11 protein-coding genes are annotated in these 12596 nt (G+C 43.2%); 7 read left to right on the top strand and 4 right to left on the bottom strand.

Features of this window, described 5'->3' with window-relative positions; all coding sequences use genetic code 11:
* Positions 1-436: 436 nt before the first annotated feature.
* From DW103_RS10140 to DW103_RS10125, 4 genes are all read right to left on the bottom strand, one after another.
* Complete coding sequence (locus tag DW103_RS10140; RefSeq protein ID WP_122275721.1) at positions 437-664, bottom strand: DUF4248 domain-containing protein; 228 nt, start codon at positions 662-664, stop codon at positions 437-439.
* Complete coding sequence (locus tag DW103_RS10135) at positions 657-1286, bottom strand: DUF6633 family protein (protein ID WP_233545666.1); 630 nt, start codon at positions 1284-1286, stop codon at positions 657-659. The genes DW103_RS10140 and DW103_RS10135 overlap by 8 nt, the downstream gene beginning before the upstream one ends.
* Complete coding sequence (locus DW103_RS10130; protein ID WP_122275805.1) at positions 1183-1806, bottom strand: DUF4373 domain-containing protein; 624 nt, start codon at positions 1804-1806, stop codon at positions 1183-1185. Before DW103_RS10130 ends, DW103_RS10135 begins: the two co-directional genes overlap by 104 nt.
* Positions 1807-2116: 310 nt before the next feature.
* Entirely contained in the window at positions 2117-3577 is a 1461-nt protein-coding gene (locus DW103_RS10125; RefSeq protein ID WP_122275719.1) for a DUF4062 domain-containing protein, read from the bottom strand.
* A 597-nt stretch (positions 3578-4174) separates the two neighbouring features.
* Between DW103_RS10125 and DW103_RS10120 the strand changes: the two genes are divergently transcribed.
* The 7 genes from DW103_RS10120 to DW103_RS10085 all read left to right on the top strand — a co-directional run bounded on the left by DW103_RS10120 (position 4175) and on the right by DW103_RS10085 (position 12447).
* Entirely contained in the window at positions 4175-4720 is a 546-nt protein-coding gene (locus DW103_RS10120) for a Panacea domain-containing protein (RefSeq protein WP_122275717.1), read from the top strand.
* On the top strand, positions 4720-5142 hold the full coding sequence (locus DW103_RS10115) for a hypothetical protein (protein ID WP_122275715.1): 423 nt from the start codon (positions 4720-4722) through the stop codon (positions 5140-5142). The genes DW103_RS10120 and DW103_RS10115 overlap by 1 nt, the downstream gene beginning before the upstream one ends.
* Before the next feature lie 265 nt (positions 5143-5407).
* Positions 5408-6475, top strand: a complete 1068-nt coding sequence (locus DW103_RS10105) for an alpha/beta hydrolase (RefSeq protein WP_122275803.1) — start codon at positions 5408-5410, stop codon at positions 6473-6475.
* 437 nt (positions 6476-6912) lie between these two features.
* Positions 6913-7356 (top strand): DNA-binding protein, encoded by a 444-nt coding sequence (locus DW103_RS10100; RefSeq protein ID WP_158576686.1) that lies wholly within the window; start codon positions 6913-6915, stop codon positions 7354-7356.
* Positions 7357-7375: 19 nt separating this feature from the next.
* Complete coding sequence (locus DW103_RS10095) at positions 7376-7792, top strand: N-acetylmuramoyl-L-alanine amidase (protein ID WP_122275713.1); 417 nt, start codon at positions 7376-7378, stop codon at positions 7790-7792.
* Positions 7773-8258: a hypothetical protein gene (locus DW103_RS10090; protein ID WP_147381200.1), complete on the top strand. Its 486-nt coding sequence runs from the start codon at positions 7773-7775 to the stop codon at positions 8256-8258. The genes DW103_RS10095 and DW103_RS10090 overlap by 20 nt, the downstream gene beginning before the upstream one ends.
* A gap of 142 nt (positions 8259-8400) precedes the next feature.
* Positions 8401-12447: a hybrid sensor histidine kinase/response regulator transcription factor gene (locus tag DW103_RS10085; RefSeq protein WP_122275708.1), complete on the top strand. Its 4047-nt coding sequence runs from the start codon at positions 8401-8403 to the stop codon at positions 12445-12447.
* The last annotated feature ends 149 nt before the right edge of the window (positions 12448-12596 follow it).

Raw genomic sequence — 12596 nt, 5'->3', positions numbered from 1 at the left:
ATGACGATTTTAAACGTACGTTTTTTTTAGTCATTTTTTTTTCGATTTTAAGGTTCGTAGTCAAAAGAGCAATTTTTGTACAGACTTCGCTATACACTTGATAAGAAAGCACATACGAGAAGAAAAAAAATTAAAGAAAAGAATTGCAGGTTCAAAACTTATGCCTATTTTTGTGACGAGAAAAAACGTACGTTTTTTTTAGTCATTCTGAATCCTGCACGCAATCAACTCATATTCAATCGTTTCCACATGCATCGAGGCCCATTTTAGCCCCCCTTTTTACCTTGTTTTTTCATTTTTCGGCATTTGTCGTTAATCGCTTATTTTCAATACATTACACGATATTTACAATGCCTGAAAAAGAGCATTTTTCCTTGTTTTTCAAGAAAAATCCCGTTTTCTTCTCTTTTTTCGTTGCCGTAATTCTTATTTTTTATTAAATATCCCAGTTTTCAGGGTCACCCAGATGGTCTAAAAGGATGTGGACCTGGCGAGGGGTGAAAGTACGCTGCCCCTTGAAATAACCTGCCCGCTTCAAGTCCGCAAGCAGTTCCTCGTCCCGTTTTATCATCACACCCAGACGTGTGGAGGCCGATTTGATTTGCATATAGGGGAAATAAAGCACGGCCAGTTCCGTATGCCCCCAGACTCTGTTCTTATTCATGATTCGATTCCTTTCTTCTTTTTAATGCCAAATATTCGTCATACGTGATACCGCCTGTCGCAGAGGGACAGGCGCCTTGCTCGCGTTCCTTTTCCCGGGCAGCCTTATAGCGGGACACTTCCTTGCGCCTCTCTTCCATAAACTGAAGCAGCGCGCTTGTGATGAACAGTGCGTCCACCATCCCGTAAAAACGGCCGTAGCGACCACATTTCAGCCGATGGAAGAACAACAGCAGTTCCGTCACCTTCAGCACCGGATACTCTGTCAGGATGATGCCGGCAAGCTCCTTCTGACGGCTGACGGGCATCTTCTCCTTCACGCCCACGAAGTTGTTCACATCCTCCACCAACAGGCAGAGCAGCACCACGGCCGTATCCTCACCGTAGCCGGAAACGACGGTTTCAAGTGCCGGAGCTTTGCCCAGGTAGGCACGTTCCATGAAACGGGCCGCCTGGAGTTCCAACTCGGGCGTGAAGGTCGCCAGGAATTGCCCGGCATTGCCGTAGCGTGCCTTCATTTCAGCAACCGGCCGTGGCATCGAAGGCCATGCGTTGCAATTCGGCACGTCGCGCGGAGGCGTCGTCGGGGATTGCGGAAAGCTTATATTCAATTGATTTTTCATGTTCGTTTCTTATTAAATTCTTTTTACTTTTTATTTCCTTTTCCTTTTCAAGCGTTTCCGCTGCCGAAGAGGGGGTTTCGGGTACAATAACTCCGGTTTCCGGTGCAATAACTTCCGTTTCCGGTGCAATATCTCCCGTTTCCGACAAATCCAGTTCCGGCAGGATGCGCGGTTGGTTCCGGCGGAACACTTCCCGATACCGTCGTTGTACGGAAGACGAGGTCAGGATGCGGCGGTATTCGTACAAATTGCCGTCGAACAGATGGAGCTGGATACAATAATCCAAGATTTCCCCTACCAGCTCTTCGCTGATGTTCAAGGTAAAGGCGATATCGAAACGGAAATCCGTATCGCAACTCACATAGTAGCCGTTTTCCCTGTAAAGTTCGCACAGGACAGCGACGTAAACGCAAATGCCGTTACAACCGTAGCGGCGGGACAGGCGCTGGATTTTCCTATCGGACAGAAAGTCCGTGTCGAGTGGAAAATAGCTCAGTCCCTTTTTTAATGGACGTGCCATAATCTTTTTGTTTTTTAAATTGTTTTGTGACTTGAAGATTCCGGCAACGACATCCGGTACGATAACGGGGGAAATCAAGGTGGTTTTCCGGGCTAACATTTTAAATAACAGCTACGGACACAAAAAAAGGAGACTCATTCCTGTGAGTATTCACAAGAACAAATCTCCTTTTCACGTCCGGTCTTTATTTCTTCTTCACCGGCAAAGGTAGGCCTTTTGATGGGATAAGGGGAAGGAAAACAAGCGATGCCGCAACAACAAGCATAAACTTCAAAGACATAGCATAAGTGGTTTGGCTAGTTTTATGTTATCAGTCTTTAGTGATAATCCATTTCCCAATTTTACCACCTTCTCGCGTCAGTTTACCATTATCACGTAATTGGTCGATTATTTTCCGAACTTGCCGTTCACTCAAACTAAGCCGCTTTGAAAGTTCAGCCCTAGATATAGATGGGTTGTATTTTATCAATTCTATAAGTTCCCCCTCATTACTTGGAACGCCTTGGATCACCTTTGGATCACCTTTGGAACGCTTTGGATCGTCTTCTCTCTCGCTAGCTCTCCAAATAACAACTCTAAAATCCTCTTCTTGATAGAATTCAGGAGTTCTCAATCCATATTCACGACATTTATTGATAATATCCTCTGTACCTGTTCCCACCTTCTCTATATATCCGTTCCAGTACATTGGGTCTGCAAGCAAAGGATTTGTTGGCAATGACTTATGTGGTCCATGAAGTTTCTGTACAGTAAGACCATAAGGCAACGTCCCCGGATTCCAAACTTCCAATCTATTGCGGAATAGCATTATCTGTACACTGGCATTACTCGTATAATCCCTATGACACACGGCATTCACGATGGCCTCTTTTACGGCATCAATAGGCAATTCGGGGTGCGTTGGAATATCAGCTTTTTTCCCCTCAGTACGTGTACCTACCCAATTATCAATACGACTCATCACAAAACTTGTAGCTTGGTCAACCAATTCAAAGACATCCCCCCTGTATATTTGATATGCAGGCATTGGTTTTTCAACCACATTTCCATAAAACTGCACACACTTTACCTCAGAGGTTATAAAATACTTCTGAGGTTTCTTACCGAATAATAGTACAGCTGCATTTGCCAATCTTCCCCTCTCATCAATCAAGTCCAAATGAGCAAGCAAAGCCTCTGGAGAAGTTTCGACCGAGAGTGGAAAGTTGCGTTTTGAACGAGCCATGTGAATGAAGTTCTTCATCTTGTCCTCATCCAAGTCGTTTAATGTTGCTCCATTATCATAGGATGCATCAAACGGTCGCCAACGAATATACTCCTTCTCCTCCAAGTACCTAATTAAAGATGCATATACCGAAGTGCGTAATCCATCAATATCTACAAAAGTTTTGCGTACAATATCTTGCTCGGCCTTTTTTATCAAAGCAGTTTCTTTAGGATGTCTTTTCTCCTCATCAACGCTCTTTATATATATTAAGCGACTCTTATGCAATGCTGACGCTAAATCGTACTCTCGTTCCGTTGGAGAAACACCTTCTTCATCCTCATATCCATACAGATTGCCATACAAACCCAAATAGATGTCACATAATTCAACTTCTTTCAAAAATACATGGCTTGTTGAATATTCATTAGCAGGAACTTCTTCGAAAATAAACGGCTCGAAGAATTTACCCAACAAAACATCTGTCCGGATATAATGACAGAGCATTGCCCGTTCTTCAATAAACTCACTCTGTACACTACTTATGAATATTTTGATTCGTCTCATTATTAAATTATTTCAAAAAAACGAGAGAATTAACGCTTAATATTTACGTCTTCCAAGTAAATCATTATACTGAATCTCATACAAAGTTATTGTGTTTGTTGGATATGATAAAATAATCATGAAGAATTTTTCAAATGCAATAGCATTTCCTGACTTTGGCAGGAAATTTTCAACAATTCATTTTGGCGTGCAGAGATAATCCCGGCTGTTGCAGAAAGAATAAAATCCCTTTATTGTATTCATAACGATAAGAAACAAGCGACTATCAAAATGTCATTAGTATAGCGGGTAAATAGGATTAGTATGGCGGGTAAAATAAATTACCCGCACATGTAACCCTTTTTAACATATCAATCCAGAGGGTAAAAAGCGGATTGGGGTTACATTTTGTCAATTGGGAGCAAATGCGCTTAACGAAGGAAGCAACAGGAAAAGCCTATACCGTTGTCAGTTTTATGGCACATTTATGTTAAAGTACTTGTGTGTGTAAAGTAAAAGTGTAACCTTTGCAATAATTGTTGATACCATGAACAATTAAATACTTATGCGTGTTACGTATAAACCTAATTAAGTCAATTGAATAATAAATAACATCGTATGGGAACAAAAAGTACATTTAAGAAAGACGTTGCCATACAAGCCATATTGTATGCCGCCCAACATGTAGAACGCAAAGACATTCACAAAATATGTAAGATATTATACTTTGCGGACCAAGACCACTTGTCCAAATATGGAAGAAGTATAACAGGAGATACCTATATCGCAATGCCTTTCGGCCCTGTTCCTTCTAATGTTGAAGATATCTTTAAGGCAGTGAGAGGTGATAGCTTCTTTTCAGATTGTGTAGATGATTTAAAAGAATACTTCGACTTTATCAACAAATATGTCCTGATTACTAAGAAAAAAGCAGATACTGATTATTTGTCAGAAAGTGATTTAGAATGTTTGGACAAAGCAATCGAAAAATGTAAGGACAAATCATTCAACGAACTAACAGAAATGTCCCATGATTTAGCATGGAGTAATACTCAAAGAGACAGAGCCATATCCATCAAGGATATTTTAAGAGAAGTGGGAGATGATGAAGAATATGTATCTTACATAGACCGTAAGATTGCAACAGAAGATATGTTTATATAATGGAATTTCCTTTATCCGGTATTGAAAAAACTATCCAAAGAGGGACTATACTACTTTCTTCTATTTTTGAAGAGATAGGACATAGTAAATACTTTGTTGTAATGGGTATTTCAGAAGATTGCATAGCCGGTTTCTTTTTTGTAAATTCAAATATTCATCCAAGTTTATTCAACAAACCGGACCAGTTGGCAATGCAATATCCATTGAAACACGCTGATTATAGTTTTCTTAAATACGATTCATTCCTTTGCGCTACCAATATATTGACAAAAAGCCGCAAAGATTTAGGATTAAGTATTAGTAAAAAAGAAACAATCATCATTGGAGACTTACAAGAACAGCATCTAAACGAAGTTCTTGATATGGTAAGGGCGTCTAAGCTGTTCAGTAAAATTGATAAGAAAAAATATTTCTACCCATAGATTAGTTGTTTGTCGCACTCTGCGCTATTCCGTGCAAAGTTTTTCAATTGTCCTTCTTCTACAAGGTCTACTCTCTTTCTCAGAAGTTTTTGAAGAGCATCAACCATTCCGGCATATTTAAACAGCGTGATAGTAGCTCCCGGTGAAATTGAACCAGAATATCAATAAATCCGTAAAAATGGTTGTTTAACCCGTAATTTGTTTAACATCGGAACAGATAAGCTGCGCTACCTTTGCTCCCGTCATTTAATAAATAAAAGGTATGATAAAGACACAAGCAATCGCTATTCTGATGCTTCTGACCTTTACGAACGTTATAGCATCAGGGACAACAACGGTAAAGAACATAAAATCAACGGATATGGATACATTGGAATTAACGCAGGAATGGGACAAGACATTCCCACAGAGTGACAAGGTGGAGCACTCGAAAATAACGTTTCACAACCGCTACGGCATCACGCTTGCCGCAGACCTGTATAAACCGAAAAACACACAAGGACATTTGGCGGCCATCGCGGTGAGCGGCCCTTACGGAGCAGTGAAAGAGCAGGTATCGGGTCGTTATGCCCAGACACTTGCCGAGCGCGGTTTCCTGGCCATCGCATTCGACCCTTCGTTCTACGGAGAAAGCGGCGGTACGCCCCGTTACCTGACCTCGCCGGAAATCAGTACGGAAGACTTCAGTGCGGCAGTCGATTACCTGACTACCCGTGATGATGTAGATCCGGAACGTATCGGCATCCTCGGTATTTGCGGTTGGGGAGGGTTCGCTCTCAACGCCGCAGCCAACGACCCGCGCATCAAGGCTACGGTAACTTCTACCATGTACGACATGAGCCGCGTAAATGCCAACGGTTATTTCGATACCATGAGTGCCGATGACCGTTACAAGTTGCGCGAACAGCTCAATGAACAGCGCACTGAAGATTATCGCAACGGCAGTTATGAACGTAACGGTGGTGTGGTCGACCCCGTTCCCGAAGATGCCCCGCTATTCGTCCGCCAGTATCACGACTATTACAAGACCGCGAGGGGCTATCACCGTCGTTCACCCAACTCCAACGAGGGAATCAGCAAGACCAGTTCCCTGGCATTCATCAATATGCCGCTCCTTTCCTATATCGGCGAAATACGCAATGCCGTCCTGATGATACACGGAGCTGAAGCCCACTCGCGGTATTTCAGCGAGGATGCTTACAAACGATTGACGGGCGACAATAAGGAACTTCTGATTATACCCGAAGCCAACCACGTCGATTTATACGACAACCTTGACATGATACCTTTCGATAAAATAGACGAGTTCTTCAAAAAACACATCAATAGATAACAAAAAAGGAGCCGCTCTTCACAGGGGGGCTCCTTTTTTATACCGGAAACAACCAATAAAAACTTTCCGATATGGTGTCTAATCATCTTATATGCTTACATAATTAACAAAAGGTTTTGATATAGCGATTATACTAATAGTGTTACTTTCTTTGTTATGACATTGCAAAGATACCGGTACATCCCATACTCCACAATACCTATATATGAGTAAAAAAACACTGTCACTTACCTATTAATAGCTATTTGCCGCAAAAAACACTGAAAGTACCCACCCAATAGGTATCTGAACAAATAACCGTTTTATTTATCCCCCTTACTCTCCCCCCTATTCCTCCGCGTTCCGCCCTACACCTAAAAGCTGTCGGGCGGTGCCTGTACCTTTGTCATGTTTTCGAAAACGAACAAAGAAGTATTCATTTTTAAAATTAAAGAATTATGTCAATCAAATTCAGATTAGTAAAGAGAAAGAACCTGGGTAAAGATAAAGAAGAAAATCCCCAGAAGATGTATGCACAACCTATCTATTCCGACCTGGTCAGTTTTGAAGAGCTGCTGGGCGAAATCGGAGAGTCGGGTATTCCGTCCAACCAAGTGAAAGGAGTTGCCGACCGTATGAACTATCTTATCCGCAAACATCTGGCTGCCGGTCGACGGATTCAGTTCGGTGAGCTAGGGAATTTCCGCTATGGGGTAGGTTCGTCGGGAGCTGCCACCGAGGATGAATTCGAAACATCGCAAATCAAGATACCCCGAATCATTTTCAGTCCCGGCTCCATCTTGAGAGCTGCCCGCAAAACAGCGAAGTTTGAAAAGGGAAACTTGATTATCCCTTCCGGCGAAGTTTCAAAACCGGATGAGGAAAATCCGGATATCTTATAAACGGACAAAACGATAGGCCATGAGAAAAATCAATCTTATCGTACTCCACTGTTCGGCTACCCGTGAAGACCGGGAATATACGCCCGAACAGTTGGAGCGGGACCACCGGGCAAGAGGATTCATCTCGGCAGGCTACAACTATTACGTTCGCCGTACGGGTAGCCTGCTCTACATGCGTCCTCTCGAACAGATACCGGCCCACGTGAAGGGGTTCAACCGGAACAGTATCGGTATCTGCTACGAAGGAGGTCTGGACAGTCGCGGACAGCCGAAGGACACGCGGACTCCGGAACAGAAAGAGACAATCCTCGCCCTGCTTCACATGCTGCTTATCCGTTTTCCGGGTTGCCGGATATGCGGACATCGCGACCTGATGTCGCTAAAGGCTTGTCCCTGTTTCAACGCGGCCGAAGAGTATGCGCACCTGCCGTCGTAACCTCCTACAAACGTTCCACCGCCAGCCGGCCGGCCTTCTGATAGTCTGGCTGGCGGGGTTCGCCGTGGCACTTCTATGCAGTTGTTCGGTCCGGATGAAGCAAGACGGGCGGCAGAAGACAGAACGGCAAACGCAAATATCCGACTCTGCTTGTTACCGGTTGTTCCGGACAAGCCGTCAGTTATTGGATGCGGAAACGGTGTTGCAATGGCAGCAAGTCACTTTTTCCGTCCCCGATAGTGCCAAACGCCAGTATCCCCTACAACTTGTCCGGGGTACTTTGACGAAGGAATTCCAAACGGAACGGCAAGACACCGCACGACTTTCGGCCCGCCAAGAATCGAAGATGTCCGAAACGACACAAATGCAGCAGCAAACAGCTACCGAAACCCGCAGGCACAGTCCGGCCGGTTACTGGCTGATAGCGATTATCATTCTGATTATTCTGATTTTTGTTCGGAGATAGAGTATTCCCGGTATCCGCATCGAAAATTGGATAAAAAAGGAATAAATAAAAAAGGAGCTGCTCTTCATAGGGCAGCTCCTTTTTTATTTATATCTTTACAGACGTAATTAATCGGTTCTGACTGAATATTTTGATAAACACTATGGCCGACAAGCTGATTTCAAGAAAGATAATACGACTGTACGCCAGACTATTATTTTGCATACTCCTTGTGCTGATAGTCCGGGAAGCTAATGCCTCTTTTTCTTTGAACAAAGCGGATATACCCGATTTGTCGAACAATGCAATCCTCTGTATGCATCAAGACCCGGACGGGTATATGTGGTTTGGCACGTATGACGGCCTGAACATGTACAACGGAAAAGACACCTATGTATTCCGATTTGAACCGGGTAATAAAAGTTCCTTGAGCAGTAACATTATTCACCGGATAACCGATGCGGAACCGGGCTATCTTTGGGTCTCTACTTTTCTGGGACTGGATAAATTCTCCATCAAGGAAAAAAAGGTGACAGAAAGTTACCTTCAATACGCCGACGGCAGATTGATGGCTGCAGATAAAGACGGGAACACGCTGGTTATCGGGCAAAAAGACTTTATCTCCTGCTATTCCCCCCAAACAAAACTGATGCAGGATATCCATACGCCGGGCATCAATACCAAACATGTTAAAACCCTGTTTACAGACAGAAACAACAAATTCAGGTTGTTCACGGACGATGGCAAACTGAAGACGATAGAACCGGACTTCTCTACAATGCCAGCCACCCTGAATATTCAGGAAAAAGCACTACATACCCCGGATATTCTATACGCTTGTACGGAAGATTATATACTTTATTTCGTGGATAAGGACAAACAACTGTACGAATACAACACAATCGACGACAAGAAGAAATTCCTTTCAGACCTATCAGACCTTATCGAACAATATGGGCCCATTTCCCAAATCACCTTCTATCACTCGGAAATATACATCGGTTTCTCCGGTAGCTACCTGCTCCCGATAAGCCATCCGGAAAAAGCGATAAACCTGAATATCGGAATATTCTGCCTGCTTAAAGATAAAAACCAGGACATACTTTGGATTGGGACGGACGGGCAAGGAATAGAAAAATATTATGAAAAGCACAACATATTCGAAAGCCTGCTGACAAAAGATTTGCCTATCATGTTGCGCAAACCGATTCGCGCCATTTATACCGACAGCCTGAAAAATCTCTGGATTGGAACCAAAGGGGATGGAATTGCCCGTATCAAGGAATACGACCAGTATGGGGAAGACCCTATTCCTGCCTCACAAATCACCCATTTTTCAGAGGAGGACGGGCTTTCGGACGATAAAGTATATTGTTTCCTGAGAAGTAAATTCAATCCAATCATCTGGATAGGGACGGACGGCCCCGAACTCTCCTACTATTCCTATAAAGAGGATAAAATCAAAACCTTGACCAACGAGACAAGTACCAAAATCGCAATGGTGCATTCCATCTGCGAAATTAACGACACGACTCTTTGGGTGGCAACGGCAGGAGACGGGTTGAAAGAGGTCAACTTATCGAAAAAAGAAGAGCAATTGGCTGTCAAATATATTGAAACATACGTATTCGAACGAAACAGAAGGGTTTGCAAAGAATTCCATTCCATGTGCCTGGCCGATGATTCTACCCTGTATCTCGGCAGTCGTGGAGGATACGGCTTGATACGTTTCAATATCTACAACAAAAAGTGCGATTATATCTCGATGGACAATCTGGAAAGTTCACCCATCGGTGATATCCTGTGCGTACACCCGAGCCAAAACTCCACCTATTATTTCGGAGCCAGTTCCGGCCTGACTCGCATGACTTTTACGCCGAACGGAGTCGACACAAAGCAATTCAGCCGGAAAGACGGACTGGCAAACGATATGATACATGGTATCCTGGAAGATGAAGAAGGATGTGTCTGGCTGAGTACCAACAAAGGGTTGGCCAAATACAACCCGCATAACAACTTTTTCCACAATTACGATTATGCCGACCTGAAAGTCGTGGAATTTTCAGACGATGCGTACTGGAAATGCCCGGAAACCAACCGGATGTTCTTCGGAGGCATAAACGGGCTGGTATGGATTGACCCGCAAACGAGTAATAAGGACTTCTACAGGCCGGACTTACGTTTTTTCGAGCTGAATATGGGAGACGAAACATTCGATTTGCTCGATTATACGGAAAACAAGTCGGATTATGTGAAAATACCGCCTTCCGTCAGTTCATTTACCATCTCTTTTGTCGCGACCGACTACATCAACGGGGAGAACTACGAATATTCCTATCTGCTACAAAACTACAATACGACGTGGACGGATTTGCAAAAGGAAAACAAAGTGACCTTCACCAAACTTCCATACGGCGATTATATCCTGAAAGTAAACTATAAGAATGATGTGTTCGAATCGGATACCAAAAATTACCTGTTACATATACGGGTATTGCCTCCCTGGTATCTGAGTAGTTGGGCGATACTGGTCTATGTGGCACTTGCCTTACTGGCAGCCCTATGCGCATTCTATTCATTCCGCCGGAAATTCATACGCAAGCAACAGCAAGTGGCTAAAAAAATACAGGAAGAGCAAAAAGAAAAACTGTATGAAGCGAAATTGAACTTTTTTGCCAATATCACGCACGAGCTTTGTACGCCGCTTACATTGATAAATGGGGTTAGCAACAATATCCGCGAATATGCAAAGACTGAAACGGACGAAAAGCTAATAAAGAACGTGGATGTCTTGTCCGAAAACGTAAACGGACTGAATGAACTGATACAGGAAATTCTGGATTTCAGAAAGATAGAGGAATCCGGCATTAATAAGTGCCATATCAGGAAAGTATCCATTTCCGAATTGATGAAACGGCAAGCCAATTCATTCGCTCCTATAGCCGAACATAATCAAATTCGCTTTGAGTGTTCAGTGCCCGGCAATCTCGACTGGAATACCGACCCCGCCTTTTTTAAGAAAATCGTAGTCAACCTGATATCCAATGCGTTTAAATACACGGAAGAAAAGGGACTCATACAAGTTTCGGTTTTTACAGACAGCGACCGCACACTTACAATTAAAGTGTACAATACGGGCCAAGGCATCGAGGCAAGTAAACTGAAAGGGATATTCGACCGTTACCGCATCCTCGACAACATGGAAGAGAATGCATATACACAAACGACATCCCGCAACGGGCTCGGATTATTTATCTGCCACAGCATGGTACAATCCTTACAGGGAGAAATAGAAGTGAAAAGCGAATTCGGGAAATATGCCGAATTTATCGTCACCCTTCCCTATCTGGAGACAGAGGAAACAGAAGTGCCCCAAACAACATCGGCAACCACAAAGCAGGAGGTTACCCCTGCCACAAAAACGGACGATACGGACAAAATCTCCTCTTTCCGCCCTTATATATTGGTTATAGACGACAATAAAGACATTGTCTGGCTGATAGCCTCCTCTTTATCCGCCGATTATTCGGTAAAAGAAGCCTACAGCGCCATGGAAGCATTGAAAATGATGGAACAACAAACACCTGCCCTTATCATTACAGATATTATGATGCCGGATATGAATGGCTTGGAACTGGTGAAAACCGTCAAAGCAAACAAATTCACCAAACAAATCCCGATAGTCATCGTCTCGGCCAAAATCACCGACAGCGAGCAAGCGGAAGGATTAAATCTCGGTGCCGACGCGTATCTGACAAAACCTTTTTCACCTTTGGTACTCCATTCCATCGTAAACCGGCTGATGTCCAGCAAACAGGAAATGAAAAACTATTATCATTCTCCGGAAAGTGCATACGAATATACGGACGGACAATTGATACACCAGGAAGATAAAGAATTCATGGACATGGTAAATGCCATCATCAAGGAAAATATCGACAACGAGAACCTGCGTCCTGAATTTGTGGCGGAAAAAATGGGTATGAACAGCCGTAGCTTTTACCGGAAATTCAAGAAGATTTCTTCACTCGCCCCTTCCGATTTTATCAAAGATTACCGGTTTATTTATGCAGCCCAATTACTCATAACCACCAATCTGAATGTACAGGAGATTATCTACAAAGTAGGTATCACCAACAAATCCTACTTCTACCGTGAGTTTGCCCGGAAGTATAATATGACCCCGAAAGAATATCGTTCCCAACAATAAACGGCTGAAACACAATAGTGTCCTGATTTACTAAATAAGTATCCTAAAATGCCAGATGTATTTCAGGATACTCGTTTGGCGAATAGGGATAAACGTTTTATTGTCATCTCACTGTAATATTGCATTCGGATTACAACATGAAAAAAAGT

This window comes from Parabacteroides sp. AM08-6 (assembly GCF_003473295.1).
In the GTDB taxonomy this organism is placed as follows: domain Bacteria; phylum Bacteroidota; class Bacteroidia; order Bacteroidales; family Tannerellaceae; genus Parabacteroides.
Note: the sequence above shows the minus strand (reverse complement) of the source record. Positions and strands in the feature narration are given on the sequence as shown.